This is a genomic window from Xanthobacter sp. YC-JY1 (assembly GCF_021730305.1).
Lineage (GTDB): Bacteria > Pseudomonadota > Alphaproteobacteria > Rhizobiales > Xanthobacteraceae > Xanthobacter > Xanthobacter flavus.
Window position 1 is genome coordinate 3354164 of sequence record NZ_CP032674.1, and the last position, 15160, is coordinate 3369323.

Genomic DNA, 15160 nt, shown 5'->3' on the forward strand with positions numbered 1-15160 from the left:
GGCGGCGGGTCGAACGGAGTTGGTCATGGACGCGGTTGTAAAGTTGTTCAAGGCGCAGGCCGAGAACGAGGAGCGTGAGCGTCAGCTGAAGGCCAAGGCCGCGGCGGCGTTGCGTGCGCCTGCGCCGGACGGCGCCCCTGCGGCCCCCAAGGTCCACCCTCCCCTCGCCGATGGCAGCCCCCGCCCCACACGGGCCCAGGCGGAAGCCGCGGTGAAGACGCTGCTCGCTTATATCGGCGAAGATCCGGCGCGCGAGGGCCTGCTCGACACGCCGAAGCGCGTGGTGAAGGCCTATGACGAGCTGTTCTCCGGCTACGGCGAGGACGCCGACGCGCTGCTGGACCGCACCTTCGGCGAGATCGGCACCTTCGACGACTTCGTGCTGGTGCGCGACATCCCGTTCCATTCCCATTGCGAGCACCACATGGTGCCGTTCGTGGGCAAGGCGCACATCGCCTATTTCCCGGTGGAGCGTGTGGTTGGCCTCTCCAAGATCGCGCGGGTGGTGGACATCTTCGCCCGCCGCTTGCAGACGCAGGAGCATCTGACCTCGCAGATCACCAATGCCCTCGACGAGGGGCTGCGCCCGCGGGGCGTGGCGGTGATGATCGAGGCCGAGCACATGTGCATGTCCATGCGCGGCATCACCAAGCAGGGCGTTTCCACCCTCACCACCCAGTTCACCGGCGTCTTCCGGGATGATCCGGCCGAGCAGGTGCGCTTCATCACTTTGGTGCGCTCCAAAGGCTGACGCAGGACCGCCGCCGAAGGGCGTTCCTGCGGAGGCGGGAGCGCCCGACCCGCGAGCGAAAGAGTCCAGCGAATGAGCGCCGAAACCACCGCCTTCACCTTCCCCGCCGCCGGCAAGGGCACGGCGCTGGAGGAGGACACCATCCTCTCCCCGCGCTTCGACGCCAACGGCCTCGTCACCTGCGTCGCCGTGGATGCCGGGACGGGCGAGGTGCTGATGCTCGCCCACATGAATGCGGAAGCCCTCGCCCTCACCATGGCGACCGGCGAGGCGCATTATTTCTCCCGCTCCCGCGGCAAGCTCTGGAAGAAGGGCGAGACCTCCGGCCACACCCAGAAGGTGCGGGAGATGCTGATCGACTGCGATCAGGATGCCTTGGTCATCAAGGTGGAGATGGGCGGCACGGGCGCCGCCTGCCACACCGGCCGCCGCTCCTGCTTCTACCGCTCGGTCCCCATCGGCGCGGCGCCCTCGGCCGAGACCCGCCTCGCCTTCACCGGCGACACCCCGCGCTTCGATCCCGCCGCCGTCTACGGCAAGGGCCACGACGGCCACGGGCACGATCACTGACGCCGAACGCGCGCGCCGGATCGTTGTCCGGCGCCGTGGCCACATTCTCAATCGCGTCGGAAACGCCGGCGCAGTGCCGCCCGCCGCCTGCGGGGGCTGGGCAGACGGGAGCACTGCACCGGCAGCGGAGGATTTCAGGCGGTCGCCCTGACGGATGCGCCTGAAAGTGTGGCCCGCACGTTCTTATCCGCCATTCCCCGGCCTGTTTCTCGGCATTGCGCGCACCCGGCCCTGTGCATGGCGCGAATCGCCCTCGCCCCCTTCTGAAAAAAGCGCGCCGCCGACGCCTTCCGGGCAGTTAGTGACATTGACGCGGCAAAGCTTCCCCTGCGATCTTCGCCCCGCGACATCTCCTTCCCCTTCAGGAGGCGATCGCCGCGACCTCCTCGACGACAGACAGGTGGCCCCTAAGGGCCGCTGACGCCGTCCGGACCAGAAGCCAAGCCCCGATCCGATGCCCCAAGCCACTGCCCCGGCTGCCGCCCAAGCCAACGTCCTTGCCCCGGTGCGGTTCAACACCGCCGACGTGCCGGAGGCCGAGCGCATGGCCTTTGTGCGCGAATTCTACGGCCCCGTGCTGACCGGCCTCGACCTCGCACCGGCCCCCGACGACCCCTTCCGCATCGCGGTGAGTTTCCTCCAGCTTCCCGGCGCCTGGGTGGCGCACGGAGCCGGCAGCGCGATGGTCTCGACGCGAACGACCGCGTTGATCTCAGACGGCGTCGATGACCTCACCATCTGCCGTAGCGAGCGCGCCTATCGCGTCACCACGCCCGATGGTCGCGGGATGGACGTGGGCGCAGGTGAAACCGGTGTGTGGAATCTGGGCCAGCGCTCGTCCGCCTTCATCCAGTCCGATACGAGGTTCCGCAGCGTGCAGGTCTCGCGGCCCCTGCTGCGCGCTCTGGTGCCGAATCTCGACGACCTCGACATGATCCGGTTCGCGCCGGGCGATCCGATGCTCGACCTGATGTTCGGCTATGCGGAGCTGGTCGAACGCCAGCACATCGGCTCGGAGGAAGCCGGCCGGCTGGTGGCCGGGCAGCTCGCGGAACTCGCCGCGCTGGCGCTGAAGCGCGAGGCGCCCCGGCGCGAAACGTCCGGGCGCAACAGCGTCAGGGCCGCACGCCTCGCCGCCGCCAAGGCTGCGACCCACGCGGCGCTGCACCGTCCGGATCTCTCCGCGGCCACCATCGGCGCCCAGCTCGGCATCAGCGCCCGCTACGTGCAGGTCCTGTTCGAGGAGGATGGCGAGACCTTTTCCTCCCATGTCGCGCGCCTGCGCATGGAGTGGCTGCGCCGGATGCTCGACGATTCGCGCCACGCTCACCGGCGCATCTCCGACCTCGCCTTCGAGGCCGGCTTCCGTGACCTCTCCACCTTCAACCGCCAGTTCCGCCGCCATTTCGGCGAGGCGCCCTCGGCCGCACGTCGCCGAGAGGTGCCATAGGGTGCCACGCTTCGGACACCAGACCTTAGTAAACATGACGCCATTGTAGCGGTGCGCCGAAACGCTTCGGTGCCGGCGGAGGTTATGCTTCCACGGCGCCGGGCAGGCGGCGCGACGGGAGGCGTCGATGTTTCAGTCCCTCCACTGGCGATCCGGCCCCACCGCAGCGGCCGCCCCCAAAACTGCGGCCTCGCAGACACCGGAATCCGCGCCCCAGTCGGGCGAGGCGGGCCCGCCCGATCTCGGCACGCCGGCGCATGCGGCGCCACGCACGTCCGTTCCCAATCGCCCGGCCATCGGCCTTGCGCTCGGCGGCGGCGCGGCGCGCGGCTTTGCCCATATCGGCGTGCTGAAGGCGCTGGACCGCGCCGGCATCCGCCCCACGGTGGTGGCGGGCACGTCCATCGGCGCGGTGGTGGGCGGCATCTGGGCCGCCGGCAAGCTCGACACGCTGGAAGAGTGGGCGCTCAGCCTCACCAAGCGCAACGTGCTGGGCCTGCTCGATTTCAACCTCGGCGCCGCCGGCCTCATCGGCGGCCGCCGGCTGGTGGAGCTGATGCGCCGGAACGTGGGCGGCCTCAGCATCGAGGACCTGCCCATCGTCTTCGCCGCCATCGCCACGGAGCTGGGCACGGGCCACGAGATTTGGCTCACCCGCGGCGACTTCGTGGACGCGATCCGCGCCTCCTATGCCCTGCCCGGCATCTTCACCCCCGTGAAGATCGGCGGCCGCTGGCTGATGGATGGCGCGCTGGTGAACCCGGTGCCGGTGTCCGCCGCCCGCGCCATGGGCGCGCGGATGGTGATCGCGGTGAACCTCAATGCCGACGTGTTCGGCCGCGGCACGGTCATTCAGGACCATGGCGGCGTGGTGGAGCGCGTCGCCGAGATGGCGGTGGCGGAGAAGAAGGACGGCCTCGCCGGCATCCTCAGCCCCGACCGGCTGCGGCGGCAATTCTTCGCCGGTCCTTCCGGCGACGGCCCGCGCGGGCTGACCACGGTGATGATCGACGCCTTCAACATCACCCAGGACCGCATCGCCCGCTCGCGCCTCGCCGGCGATCCGCCCGACGTGATGCTCTCGCCCAAGCTCGGCCGCATCGGCCTGTTCGAGTTCCAGCGGGCGAAGGAGGCCATCGCCGCCGGCATGGAAACGACGGAGCGGGCGCTGGAGGACATCACTTCGACCATGGTGGCGCTGGGCTGAGGCCCCGCGCCATGCATCAGTATAGCTGCCGTCCGGCGGGCGGAGCGGCTATGGTCCGCCATCGTCCGGATCAGGATCTGCCCCGCAATGTTCTACGAGCCGTCCAAGCGCAATCATGGCCTGCCCTTCTCGCCGCTGAAGGCCATCGTCGCCCCCCGCCCCATCGGCTGGATTTCCTCGCTGACGCCGGAAGGCGTGGCGAACCTTGCGCCCTATTCCTTCTTCAACCTGATCTGCGAGGCGCCACCGCTGGTGATGTTCTCGTCCGCCGGCCACAAGGACAGCGCCGCCAACATCGAGGCCACCGGCGAGTTCGTCTGCAACCTCGCCACCCTCGATCTGATCGATGCGGTGAACCTCACCTCCGCCCCCGCCCCGCGCGACGTGAGCGAGTTCGACCTGGTGGGCCTCGAGCGCGCGCCCTCGCGCCTGGTGAAGCCGCCCCGCGTCGCCGCCAGCCCCTGCGCCCTCGAATGCGTCTATGTGGAGACCTTCCGGCCCAAGGGGAAGGACGGCACGCTGCCCGACCAGCACATGATCATCGGCGAGATCGTCGGGGTCCATGTGGACGACGCCGCCATCGTGGACGGGCGGGTGGACATGCGGGTCATGAAGTCCCTCGCCCGCTGCGGCTATCTCGATTACTCCTTTGTCGATGAACTGACCGAGCGCGAGCGCCCGCCGGGCGGTGGCATGGACCTGAAGGCGCGGACGCCGAAGGCCTGAGTGTCGGCACCGCCGTTTGTCCGCCTCCCCTGCGCTCCCTCATCCGGGACGATCGACATGCAGCGCCAGTCGCGAGACGCAAGTCACTGGAATGCAAAGGCAAAGGCATGGTGCGCGGGCCTGTGCCTGTGCGCCATCGCCCTCCTTGCCAAGGATGGCTTTGCGGAAGATGCGGCCGCCGTCCATCAGGGGCATGGCGGCATCACCGCGGCCGAACTGCCGGGGACACCGACCCGCGCGCTGGATTCGAGGGAGATCTTCCACCAGCCCGACAGCCAGGGACGCGAAACCATCGTCTATCGCACGGTGCGGGCGCCCGGCACGCGGGCACCCATCCATTTTCACGATGACGGCGGGCTGACCTGCGTCATCGAAGGGGAAATGACACTGTACCTCGAAGGCGCCGCGCCCGCGAAGGCGGCAGCGGGACAGTGCTATTCCATGCCCTCGGGCAAGCCCATGTCGGGGGTGAACAGCGGGTCGGCCAACGCCGTGCTGCTCGACATCTTCACCGTCAAGGCCGGCGCACCGGCCTGGCGTGTGACGGAGGACGGGGTGGAGGGTATCCAGCAGCAGTTCGCTACGCCCGCACGGTGAGCGTCGCCTGCTTGCGTCGGGATCACTCCGCCGGCGTGCCCTTGCAGGGCATGGCGCGTTCGGTGGGCGCGTAGATGAGGATGTCGGGCTTGAACCGCTCGACGGCGCCCATCTCGAAGCGGCAATAGCGGTGGTGCATCCAGGCATAGGCTGAGGCCTGCGACACACCGAGGCCGCGCCAGGAGCCCTGCGAGAAGCTGTCGCCGATGACCATGATGCGCGGGCCGGCATGGCCCGTGTCGATGGCATAAGGCTGGAACGGATCGTTGTCCGGCACCGGCTTGAAGATGCCGGGGATGAGCTTCGGATCCTTCGGCGCCACCATGGGCCCCTTGGGCGGGAACATCACGTCCGGCGGGTTCGGCACGGGCGCGCCCGTCGCCCTGAGCAGGTCGCCGGTGAGGCGCGGCTCGGGCGGGCCGAGGGCGTCCTCGGGCTTCACTTCCAGATCGGGGCGGCCGGCGGCGGCCATGGCGGCGTTGAAGCCGAGGAGCTGGCCGCGCTGGTTCCAGTGGGTGTCGTAGCGCCAGTGCACCGGCCCGGTCTTCTTCGCCTCGGCGAGGATGGGGCGCATGTCCACGAAGGTGATGCCGGCCGCCTTCATCTTCTCCGCAACGAGATCGTACTCGGTGGGCGAGACCTTCAGGCGCCGCGCATAGGCGGGCAGGTTCTCGAAATTGGTGGTGTGGCCGTTGGGCGGAATGAGCACGACGAAGCGCCCACCATGGGCCTTCATGTAGGCGTTCATGCGCTCGGCGAGCGCAACGATGCCGCTCACCGCCTCCGGCCGCACCAATTGGCCGAGCGACTGCTCCAGCGCGTGCTCGTCCTTCAGAAAGAGCGAGCCGTTCTCGCCCTTCAGCGCGAGGTCGCCCTGGGTGTCGCCGATGAAGCGCACATAGGAGCGGTGGGCGGTGAGCACCGCGCCGCGGAAGCCGAAGACATTGTTGATGTAGGGATCGAGCCGGCGCGCCGCGTCCTCCCACCAGCGCGCCTCGGGGGCGGCAACGGTGCGCAGCGGCGCCGGCAGGTCCGGGGCGATGAGGCCGATGGTGGGCAAGGTGAGGATGGCGAAGAAGATCACCGCCCACCAGCGGCGGAAGGACATCAGAAGCGGCATCGCGTCCCTCCCTTTTCCATAGCGTTTTCGAGCGAAGTGGCGCCCGGTTCGCGTGAAGAAAACGCGTCAAAGCAAAAATCTAGGCCGTTTCCCACGGACACGGCCTAGAACCGGAAGTACAGGAAGGGCGAGTAGGTCGCCGCTCCCACCGAGAGCACGCAGAGCACGAACAGGCCCCACACCACCACACTGTCCACCGCGCCGAATACGGCGAGCCGGACCTTTGGCGCTAGGCTCCGCCCGCCCGGACGCGGCAGGCCGAACATGGCGAGCGGCCACGCCAGCACGAGGATGGCGAGCGTCACCGGCTTCAGCTCCACCTCCAGCTGGGCGGAAAGATAGCCGGCGCCGTTCATCCCCACGAGGCCCTGGAACAGCTCCATGGCCTGGGGCAGGCTGTCGGCGCGGAACCAGACCCAGCCAGTGAGCACCACCAAGAGCACGTAGAGGTGGGAGAGAACGCGCGGCGCCGCCTTCATCCACGCGCCGAAGCGGATGCGCTCCAGCACCAGGAAGGTACCGTGGTGGGCGCCCCAGATCACGAAGGTCCAGCTCGCCCCGTGCCACAGGCCGCACAAGAGGAAGACGGTCCAAAGGTTCGCCGCCGTGTGCCAGTGGCCATGCCGGTTGCCGCCGAGGGGGATGTAGAGATAGTCGCGGAACCAGCTCGACAGGCTCATGTGCCAGCGGCGCCAGAAATCCGAGATGGAGCGCGCGCCATAGGGCAGGTTGAAGTTGCGCGGGAACTTCAGCCCCATGGCGATGGCGAGGCCGATGGCCATGTTGGAATAGCCGCCGAAGTCGAAATAGATCTGCAGCGCATAGGCGGTGACGCCGAGCCACGCCTCGCCGAGATTGGGCGTGGCGGTGTGGTCGAACACCGCGCTGACCACGGGGGCCACCTCGTCGGCGATCAGCACCTTCCAGGAGAGGCCGATGACGAAGATGCGCAGGCCCGCCGAGACGCGGCCGAGCGTGGTGCGCCGCTGCCGGATGCGCCGGTGGATGGTGGAGTAGCGGACGATGGGGCCCGCCACCAGCTGCGGGAACATGGTGATGTAGACCGCGATCTCCTCGAACCGCCCGTTGGCCGAGGCTTTCCGGCGGTACACGTCCACGAGGTAGGAAATGGCGTGGAAGGTGAAGAAGGAGATGCCGAGCGGCAGCGCCGGATGCACCACCGGCAGCGCGAGGCCCGCCGGCCCCAGCAGCACGTTGAGGTTCTGCGCCAGGAAGCCGGAATATTTGAAGGCGATGAGCCCGGCGAGGTTCGCCGCCACCGCGAGACCCAGCACGCGGAGCCGCCAGCGCTCGCTGCGGCCGTCAATCGCGAGGGCGAAGAAATAGTTGCCGACGATGGACACCGCCAGCACCGCCACGTTGGCGATCCCGCCCCAGGCGTAGAACACCAGCGAGAAGGCGAGCAGCACCATGTTCTTCGCGCGCACGCCGGGCGTCGCGAAGTAGCACAGCAGGAATGCCGGCAGGAAATAGAACAGGAAGGTGACGGAGGAGAAGACCATGGCTCGCCGGCGCCCGGGGCGTCAGTAGACGAACTGCTCGCGCAGGATGCGTTCGTCGAGACCATGGTCGGGGTCGAACAGCATGTCCACGGAGGAGGTGGTATCGAGCCGGGCCGAGACGGCGATGATGTCGCGCACCTCGAAATGGTCGGCCGCCGCGCTCACCGGGCGCTTGTCGGCCTCCATCACGGCGATGTCGATGCGCGCGCGGTCCGGCACCAGCGCGCCGCGCCAGCGGCGGGGGCGGAAGGGCGAGATGGGGGTGAGCGCCAGAAGCGCCGTGCCCAGCGGCAGGATCGGCCCGTGGGCGGAGAGGTTGTAGGCGGTGGAGCCGGCCGGCGTCGCGACGATGATGCCGTCGCAGATCAGCTCCTCCAGCCGCATCTTGCCGTCGATGGAGATGCGCAGCTTCGCCGCCTGGTAGGACTGGCGCAGCAGGGACACCTCGTTGAAGGCCGGGGCGCGGTGGCGCATGCCGGTGGAGGTGACGGCCTCCATCATCAGGGGATGGATGGTCACCTGCTGGGCGGCGGTGAGGCGCTCCACCAGCCCTTCCTCGCGGAAGGTGTTCATCAGGAAACCCACCGAGCCGCGGTGCATGCCGTAGATGGGCAGGGTGCGCTCGCGGAAGCGATGCAGGGTCTGCAGCATCAGGCCGTCGCCGCCGAGGGCGACCACCACGTCGGCGTCTTCCTCCGCCACTTCGCCATAGCGCGCGATGAGGCGCTCGCGCGCGGTCTCGGCCTCGGGCGTCTGGCTGGAAACGAAGGCGATGCGCTGGAAACGGGGTTCGCTCATCGGTGCGTCGGTCAGGAGGATCGTCCGGTCGGCGGGCCGGGAGCGGAAGGGGCCGGGAACGGTCTAGCCGTCCCGCCGCCGTCTGTCGAGGCGCCGGGAGGGATGGTAGGGTCGCGTTTGAGGCGCATCGGCCCGTTTGCCCCGCCTCGCGCCCCGGAGGAACCCATGCCCGCGCGCATCGTCTATGCCACCTTCCCCAGCGTCGCGGAGGCCGAGGAGATGGCCCGCACCCTGGTGGAGGCGCGCCTTGTCGCCTGCGCCAACATCCTGCCGGAGATGGTCTCCATCTACCGCTGGGAGGGACAGATCGAGCGCGGCACCGAGGCGGTGATGATGCTGAAGACCACCGCGGAGCGCGCCGCCGAGGTGGTGGAGGCGGTGCGCGCCGCCCACCCCTACGACGTGCCCGCCATCGTCGTGCTGCCGCTCGAAGGCGGGCTACCGGCCTATCTCGCCTGGATCGCCGGCGAGGTGGCGGCGGGCTGAGGCGCCCGCCGTCTAGCCCTCCGCCGCTCGCCCCTCAGAGCACCGGGCGCCAGTAGACCGGCTGATAGCGGTAGCCGTCGCCCTGCTTTTCCAGGTAGGCCGCGCCGGGGAACGGGAAGTGATAGCCCGCCACCAGGATGCGGTCCGCCGCGAGGCGGTCGTAGGTCTTGCGCCGCACCGCCTCGGCCGCTGCGGCGTCCATGTCGAACATGGCATGCCAGCCGGGATTGGCCACGAACAGGGCCGGCAGATTGGTGATGTCGGACTGGATGAAGAGGGTGTCGAAGCCCGAATCCAGCTCGAAGGAGGTATGTCCCGGCGTATGGCCGGGCGTGCCGACCGCCTTGAGGCCCGGCGCCACCTCCTTGTCCCAGGCGTAGCGCTCCACCTTGCCCTCGAACGGCTTGAACACGCGGCGCACATTCTGGAAGCCGGCCTTGAGGCCATCCGGCGCGCGGCTCATCTGGCCGTCGTCCATCCAGAACGCCCATTCGCGCTCCGGCACCATGAGCTGCGCCTTGGGGAAGGCGGGCGTGCCATCGGCGGCAAGCAGGCCGTTGATATGGTCCTGATGGAAGTGGGAGATGACCACCTGATCGATGGAGGCGGGATCGATCTCAAGATCCTGAAGGGTGCCGCGCACAAGGCCCACGGGGCCGGCCTGCCCACCATTGCCGGTATCGATCAGCACCTTCTTGCCGCCGATATCGAGCAGCAGGACGGTGAAGGAGATCGGCACCTGATTTTCAGGCAGATAGGCCTTCTTCAGGGCCGCATTCACCGCGTCCTTCGGCTGGTTGCGCACGAAGGTGTCGGACAGCGGGATCGTGCGCATGCCGTCGGAGATGGCCGTCACCACCACGTCGCCGACCTTGTAGCGATAGGCGCTCGGTACCTGCACCGGGCCGGATGCCTTGGCAGCATCGGGATTGGGGGCGGGGGTGGATTGGGTGCCGGCGACGGGCTGGGCGGGCGTCTGGGCGGCAGCGCCACCCAGTCCACCGACAATGGCACCGGCGATGCCGGCCGTGCCGGCCAGAAGGGTCCGGCGGGAAACCTCGGTCATCCAATTCTCCTCGGGGCATCAAGCGCCGGGGAGATTAGGACACGGCTTCAAGGCAGGTCGATGCCGGAACGGAAACGCCGCGCTCACATCCCTGCGAGCGCGGCGTTTCGAATCATAAACCAAACCAGCAGCTTAGCCATAAGGATCAGCGCACCGCCGATCCCGGCACCCTATCAACGCACCGGCGGCGCGTACTGGATGCCACCCATGCTCCACAGCTGGTTGATGCCGCGCGGGATGCCGAGCTTGGAAGCGGCGCCCACGTTGCGCTCGAAGCTCTCGCCGTAATTGCCCACCGCCTTGACGATACGCACGACGAAGTCCTTGGTCACGCCCAGCTCTTCGCCGTAATTGCCCTCATTGCCCACGAGGCGCTTCACCTCGGGCTTCTGGGACTTGATCGCGGCGTCCAGGGTGTTGGTGGCGACGCCGAGTTCCTCGGCGTTGATCATCGCGTACACCGTCCACTTCACCAGATTGAACCACTGGTCGTCGCCCTGGCGGACGACGGGGCCGAGGGGCTCTTTGGAGATGACGTCGGGCAGCACGATGTGGTCACCGGGCTTGGCCATGGTGAGGCGCAGCGCATAGAGCTGCGACACGTCGGTGGTGAGCGTGTCGCACTTGCCCTCGTCATACGCCTTCACCAGCTCGCCGGAGGTGGGCAGGGTGACCAGCTCAAGCGTCATGCCGTTGGCGGCGAAATAGTCCTTGGTGTTGCTCTCGGCGGTGGTGCCCGCCTGGACGCAGACCTTGGACTTGTCGAGCTCGAGGGCGGACGTGACCTTGCGGGCGTCGCGCACCAGGAAGCCCTGGCCGTCATAATAATTGATGGCGGTGAAGAGCAGGCCGAGCTTGGCCTCGCGCTCCAGCGTCCAGGTGGAGTTGCGCGAGAGCACGTCGATATCGCCCTTGGTGAGGGCGGGGAAGCGCTCGTCCGCGGTCAGCGGCACGTACTTCACCTTGTTCGCGTCGTCGAAGATGGCCGCCGCCAGCGCCTTGCAGACGTCGACGTCGAAGCCCGACCACTTGCCGGAGGCGTCCTGCGCGGAGAATCCGGGGAGCCCCTTGGAGACGCCGCAGACCAGTTCGCCGCGGTCCTTCACGGTCTTGAGGGTCTGCGCAGTTGCCGCCGTCGCGCCGAGCGCAAGGGCCGCGCCGGCCATTAGGGCCAGGATCGTCTTCATGAAGTCCCCCAGTGAATATGTGTCGGAAAGGGCCGCTCTCAGAGAGCGGCCTGCTGGCGAACCACGACCTTCGTGCCCACCGGGACACGGCTGTAGAGGTCGATGATCTCGCTGTTCACGAGGCGGAAGCAGCCCGACGACACGGCGTAGCCGATGGTCTGCGGCTGGTTGGTGCCGTGGATGCGGTAGACGGTGCCGCCGATATAGAGCGCGCGGGCGCCCATGGGATTACCGGGGCCGCCGGCCATGAAGCGCGGCAGATAGGGCTGGCGCTGGATCATTTCGGACGGCGGGGTCCAGTCCGGCCACTCGGCCTTGCGCTCGATGGTCTTGAGACCCGACCACTGGAAGCCGTCGCGGCCTACGCCGATGCCGTAGCGCATGGCGCGGTTGTCGCCCTGCACGAGGTACAGGAAGCGCTCGTTGGTGTGGATCACGATGGTGCCGGGCTTTTCCGTGGTGCGGAAATACACCGGCTGGTGGCGGAACTGCGGATCGAGCTGGGCGATGTCATCGTCCGGCGCGGTGAGGCCCGGCTGTTCATCAATGTCCATCACGGCGCCCGGGCCACCGCGCGGGCCCACCTGGGCGCTGGCGCCGGTGGCGAAGGCAAACACGCCCACCTGAAGCAGGGCGGCGAAGGTCAAGGTCTTGATCGTCACAGGCATCATGCCGGCCTCTTCTAGACGCATCCCGGGCTATGAACCCGGTCGAGCGGTGTCCTCGCCGATCGTGCGGCCACCAAAGGCGCCCGACCGGTTTCCCACCCCGCGTGACCCGCCCTGCCTTCCAAAAAAGGCCCTCCCTGGACCTTTCCGGAACGACGCCGGCATGGCGAACACTCACGACCCCGCTTTCCGATTAGCCGAGGCCGCGCGCGAGGGAAAGGGGGGACGCGGCCGAAGCACTGAAGCATTTTGGTCCTGAAGGATTGCTGAACGGTATCCGGAGCGTGGATCGAGCGTTTTTCCCGCCCCGGGGCTGTCGCCGGCCTTGCCTGTGTGCCCCGTTCGCCCCCGGCGTCGGGCGGGCGCGCTTTACGCGGCGCCACGGCCTCGCCTAAAAGGGCGCGCTTAACGAAAAGGCCTACCTGCGAGGTGCGCAGGAGTGGGCCGCAAGGAGCCAAGACATGATTTCCCTGACCTTCCCCGACGGCGCCAAGCGCGATTATGCCGAGGGGACGTCCGGCGCGGACATCGCCGCCGCCATCTCCAAATCCCTCGCCAAGAAGGCCGTGGCCGTCACCCTCGACGGGGAGCTGGCCGACCTGTCCCAGCCCATCACCCGCGACGCGAAGCTGGAGATCGTCACCCGCGACGATCCCCGCGCGCTGGAGCTGATCCGGCACGACTGCTCGCATGTGATGGCGGAAGCGGTGCAGGAGCTGTGGCCGGGCACCCAGGTCACCATCGGCCCGGTGATCGAGAACGGCTTCTATTACGACTTCGCCCGCAACGCCCCCTTCACCTCGGAAGACCTGCCGGTCATCGAGGCGAAGATGCGCGAGATCATCGCCCGCGACCGCCCCTTCACCAGGGAAGTGTGGACGCGCGAGGAGGCCAAGCGCGTGTTCGCCGCCAAGGGCGAGAACTACAAGGTCGAGCTGGTCGACGCGATCCCGGAAGACCAGGACGTGAAGATCTACAAGCAGGGCGAGTGGTTCGACCTCTGCCGCGGCCCGCACATGCCCTCCACAGGCAAGATCGGCAACGCCTTCAAGCTGATGAAGGTGGCGGGCGCCTACTGGCGCGGTGATTCGAACAACCCGATGCTCACCCGCATCTACGGCACCGCCTGGCAGGACGAGAAGGAGCTCGGCGCCTATCTCCATCGCCTGGAGGAGGCCGAGAAGCGCGACCACCGCCGCCTCGGCCGGGAGATGGACCTGTTCCACTTCCAGGAGGAAGGCCCCGGCACCGTCTTCTGGCATCCCAAGGGCTGGACCCTGTTCCAGGAACTGGTCGCCTACATGCGCCGGCGGCTGAAGGCCGACTACAGCGAGGTCAACGCCCCGCAGGTGCTCGACCACTCCCTGTGGGAGACCTCCGGCCACTGGGGCTGGTACAAGGAGAACATGTTCAAGGTCCAGTCGGCCGGCGACGAGACCAAGGACGAGCGCGTCTTCGCGCTGAAGCCCATGAACTGCCCCGGCCATGTGCAGATCTTCAAGCACGGCCTGAAAAGCTATCGCGACCTGCCCATGCGCCTCGCCGAGTTCGGCGCGGTGCACCGCTACGAGCCCTCCGGCGCGCTGCATGGTCTGATGCGCGTGCGCGGCTTCACCCAGGACGACGCCCACATCTTCTGCACCGAGGAGCAGATGGCGGCGGAGTGCCTGAAGATCAACGATCTCATCCTCTCCACCTACGCCGATTTCGGCTTCGAGGAGATCGTGGTGAAGCTCTCCACCCGGCCGGAGAAGCGCGTCGGCTCGGATGCCGTGTGGGATCACGCCGAGGAGGTGATGACCCGCGTGCTGGCCGAAATCGAGGCCCAGTCGGGCGGGCGCATCAAGACCGGCATCCTGCCGGGCGAAGGCGCCTTCTACGGCCCCAAGTTCGAATACACGCTGAAGGATGCCATCGGCCGCGAATGGCAGTGCGGCACCACGCAGGTGGACTTCAACCTGCCGGAGCGGTTCGGCGCCTTCTATGTGGATGCGGACGGCCAGAAGAAGACGCCGGTGATGATCCATCGCGCCATCTGCGGCTCCATGGAGCGGTTCACCGGCATCCTCATCGAGCACTTCGCCGGGCACTTCCCCCTGTGGCTCGCTCCCACGCAGGTGGTGGTCGCCACCATCACCTCGGATGCGGACGATTACGCCGCCGAAGTGGTGCGCGAGCTGAAGGCGGCGGGCCTTCGGGCGGAACTCGACCTGCGCAACGAGAAGATCAACCTCAAGGTGCGCGAGCACTCGCTGGCCAAGGTGCCGGTGCTGCTGGTGGCGGGCAAGAAGGAGGCGGCCGAACGCACCCTCTCCATCCGCCGCCTCGGCTCCAACGCCCAGACCTCCGGGTCTCTGGACGAGGTGGTGGCAGCGCTGGTGGACGAGGCCGTGCCGCCGGACCTCAAGCGCAAGGTGCTGGCCGCCAAGGCGGCGTGAGATCCGCCGACAGGACGGAAGAAATGAAGGCGGGGCTTCGGCTCCGCCTTTCTTTTTGGGATACACAACTAACACTGGTTACAAACACTGTTTCTTGATCTAGCCTCCGGACAGTGGAATAAGGAGGCTCCAATGGCATCGTCCAACGCGCTCAAGGCCCCGACCGACTCCCGCTACGCACCTTTGACCGCCTATCTTCGTCGGGTTGGCCAGCCTCATGTGGCCATGACGTTCGAAGAGATCGAGGCCCTGGTCGGCCATCCCCTCCCCGCCAGCGCACGCCGTCACCGTGCCTGGTGGAGCAACAACCCCACAAACAGTGTTATTACCTGGGCATGGCTGGCCGCGGGCTATAAGTCCGAGCAGGTGGACATGGAGGCGGGGCGCCTCGTGTTCCGCCGTGACGCGGGCGACGGGGGCAAGGAGACCGCCACGGAAGCGGCTCCTCCGCCGTTCACGGACCGCGCGACCCTGCTGAAGGCGCTCTATGGGGCGCTCAAGGGCACCGTCACGGTTCCGGATGGAACCGACCTCACCGCGCCCACCGCCACCGACTGGCGGGCGGACCGCTGA

The 15160-nt window shown here is 67.9% G+C and carries 15 protein-coding genes; 9 read left to right on the forward strand and 6 right to left on the reverse strand.

Annotation, left to right across the window (positions count from 1 at the left end):
- Positions 1–25: 25 nt before the first annotated feature.
- The 6 genes from folE to D7006_RS15765 all read left to right on the forward strand — a co-directional run bounded on the left by folE (position 26) and on the right by D7006_RS15765 (position 5301).
- Positions 26–751 carry a GTP cyclohydrolase I FolE gene (gene folE / locus D7006_RS15740; RefSeq protein WP_169122828.1) on the forward strand — a complete coding sequence of 242 codons (726 nt, stop codon included), beginning with the start codon at positions 26–28 and terminating at the stop codon, positions 749–751.
- Between the two features lie 72 nt (positions 752–823).
- Complete coding sequence (hisI, locus tag D7006_RS15745) at positions 824–1321, forward strand: phosphoribosyl-AMP cyclohydrolase (protein ID WP_237353695.1); 498 nt, start codon at positions 824–826, stop codon at positions 1319–1321.
- A gap of 454 nt (positions 1322–1775) precedes the next feature.
- Positions 1776–2771, forward strand: coding sequence for a helix-turn-helix transcriptional regulator (locus D7006_RS15750; protein WP_237353696.1), 996 nt, complete (start codon positions 1776–1778; stop codon positions 2769–2771).
- A gap of 127 nt (positions 2772–2898) precedes the next feature.
- Positions 2899–3978, forward strand: a complete 1080-nt coding sequence (locus tag D7006_RS15755) for a patatin-like phospholipase family protein (RefSeq protein ID WP_237353697.1) — start codon at positions 2899–2901, stop codon at positions 3976–3978.
- Positions 3979–4065: 87 nt separating this feature from the next.
- Entirely contained in the window at positions 4066–4704 is a 639-nt protein-coding gene (locus D7006_RS15760) for a flavin reductase family protein (RefSeq protein ID WP_229645835.1), read from the forward strand.
- A gap of 57 nt (positions 4705–4761) precedes the next feature.
- On the forward strand, positions 4762–5301 hold the full coding sequence (locus D7006_RS15765; protein WP_237353698.1) for a cupin domain-containing protein: 540 nt from the start codon (positions 4762–4764) through the stop codon (positions 5299–5301).
- A 22-nt stretch (positions 5302–5323) separates the two neighbouring features.
- Here D7006_RS15765 and D7006_RS15770 read toward each other — a convergent pair whose 3' ends face one another.
- The 3 genes from D7006_RS15770 to D7006_RS15780 form a co-directional block, all read right to left on the reverse strand.
- Positions 5324–6421, reverse strand: coding sequence for a hypothetical protein (locus D7006_RS15770; RefSeq protein ID WP_169122834.1), 1098 nt, complete (start codon positions 6419–6421; stop codon positions 5324–5326).
- 104 nt (positions 6422–6525) lie between these two features.
- Positions 6526–7944, reverse strand: coding sequence for an MBOAT family protein (locus tag D7006_RS15775; RefSeq protein WP_237353699.1), 1419 nt, complete (start codon positions 7942–7944; stop codon positions 6526–6528).
- A 21-nt stretch (positions 7945–7965) separates the two neighbouring features.
- Positions 7966–8742 carry an NAD kinase gene (locus D7006_RS15780; RefSeq protein WP_169122836.1) on the reverse strand — a complete coding sequence of 259 codons (777 nt, stop codon included), beginning with the start codon at positions 8740–8742 and terminating at the stop codon, positions 7966–7968.
- A 165-nt stretch (positions 8743–8907) separates the two neighbouring features.
- On the opposite strand from D7006_RS15780, the gene cutA reads away from it, so the two are divergent.
- The gene (gene cutA / locus D7006_RS15785) at positions 8908–9228 is read left to right on the forward strand and encodes a divalent-cation tolerance protein CutA (protein ID WP_237353700.1); all 321 of its coding nucleotides are present in this window, start codon (positions 8908–8910) and stop codon (positions 9226–9228) included.
- 34 nt (positions 9229–9262) lie between these two features.
- Here cutA and D7006_RS15790 read toward each other — a convergent pair whose 3' ends face one another.
- The 3 genes from D7006_RS15790 to D7006_RS15800 form a co-directional block, all read right to left on the reverse strand.
- The gene (locus tag D7006_RS15790; protein ID WP_237353701.1) at positions 9263–10294 is read right to left on the reverse strand and encodes an MBL fold metallo-hydrolase; all 1032 of its coding nucleotides are present in this window, start codon (positions 10292–10294) and stop codon (positions 9263–9265) included.
- Positions 10295–10467: 173 nt separating this feature from the next.
- Positions 10468–11481 carry an amino acid ABC transporter substrate-binding protein gene (locus D7006_RS15795; RefSeq protein ID WP_169122839.1) on the reverse strand — a complete coding sequence of 338 codons (1014 nt, stop codon included), beginning with the start codon at positions 11479–11481 and terminating at the stop codon, positions 10468–10470.
- Positions 11482–11519: 38 nt separating this feature from the next.
- On the reverse strand, positions 11520–12152 hold the full coding sequence (locus D7006_RS15800; protein ID WP_169122840.1) for a L,D-transpeptidase: 633 nt from the start codon (positions 12150–12152) through the stop codon (positions 11520–11522).
- Between the two features lie 458 nt (positions 12153–12610).
- Between D7006_RS15800 and thrS the strand changes: the two genes are divergently transcribed.
- Both thrS and D7006_RS15810 read left to right on the forward strand, forming a co-directional pair.
- Positions 12611–14587 carry a threonine--tRNA ligase gene (gene thrS, locus D7006_RS15805; RefSeq protein WP_169122841.1) on the forward strand — a complete coding sequence of 659 codons (1977 nt, stop codon included), beginning with the start codon at positions 12611–12613 and terminating at the stop codon, positions 14585–14587.
- 132 nt (positions 14588–14719) lie between these two features.
- Positions 14720–15160, forward strand: a complete 441-nt coding sequence (locus D7006_RS15810) for a hypothetical protein (RefSeq protein ID WP_237353702.1) — start codon at positions 14720–14722, stop codon at positions 15158–15160.

What these genes read in the sequence shown, in the direction of transcription:
- cutA (WP_237353700.1), top strand. Translation starts at nt 8,908, where the DNA reads ATGCCCGCGCGCATCGTCTATGCCACCTTCCCCAGCGTCGCGGAGGCC.
- D7006_RS15775 (WP_237353699.1), bottom strand. Translation starts at nt 7,944, where the DNA reads ATGGTCTTCTCCTCCGTCACCTTCCTGTTCTATTTCCTGCCGGCATTC.
- D7006_RS15790 (WP_237353701.1), bottom strand. Translation starts at nt 10,294, where the DNA reads ATGACCGAGGTTTCCCGCCGGACCCTTCTGGCCGGCACGGCCGGCATC.
- D7006_RS15765 (WP_237353698.1), top strand. Translation starts at nt 4,762, where the DNA reads ATGCAGCGCCAGTCGCGAGACGCAAGTCACTGGAATGCAAAGGCAAAG.
- D7006_RS15780 (WP_169122836.1), bottom strand. Translation starts at nt 8,742, where the DNA reads ATGAGCGAACCCCGTTTCCAGCGCATCGCCTTCGTTTCCAGCCAGACG.
- D7006_RS15795 (WP_169122839.1), bottom strand. Translation starts at nt 11,481, where the DNA reads ATGAAGACGATCCTGGCCCTAATGGCCGGCGCGGCCCTTGCGCTCGGC.
- D7006_RS15770 (WP_169122834.1), bottom strand. Translation starts at nt 6,421, where the DNA reads ATGCCGCTTCTGATGTCCTTCCGCCGCTGGTGGGCGGTGATCTTCTTC.
- folE (WP_169122828.1), top strand. Translation starts at nt 26, where the DNA reads ATGGACGCGGTTGTAAAGTTGTTCAAGGCGCAGGCCGAGAACGAGGAG.
- D7006_RS15810 (WP_237353702.1), top strand. Translation starts at nt 14,720, where the DNA reads ATGGCATCGTCCAACGCGCTCAAGGCCCCGACCGACTCCCGCTACGCA.
- D7006_RS15750 (WP_237353696.1), top strand. Translation starts at nt 1,776, where the DNA reads ATGCCCCAAGCCACTGCCCCGGCTGCCGCCCAAGCCAACGTCCTTGCC.
- hisI (WP_237353695.1), top strand. Translation starts at nt 824, where the DNA reads ATGAGCGCCGAAACCACCGCCTTCACCTTCCCCGCCGCCGGCAAGGGC.
- D7006_RS15800 (WP_169122840.1), bottom strand. Translation starts at nt 12,152, where the DNA reads ATGATGCCTGTGACGATCAAGACCTTGACCTTCGCCGCCCTGCTTCAG.
- thrS (WP_169122841.1), top strand. Translation starts at nt 12,611, where the DNA reads ATGATTTCCCTGACCTTCCCCGACGGCGCCAAGCGCGATTATGCCGAG.
- D7006_RS15755 (WP_237353697.1), top strand. Translation starts at nt 2,899, where the DNA reads ATGTTTCAGTCCCTCCACTGGCGATCCGGCCCCACCGCAGCGGCCGCC.
- D7006_RS15760 (WP_229645835.1), top strand. Translation starts at nt 4,066, where the DNA reads ATGTTCTACGAGCCGTCCAAGCGCAATCATGGCCTGCCCTTCTCGCCG.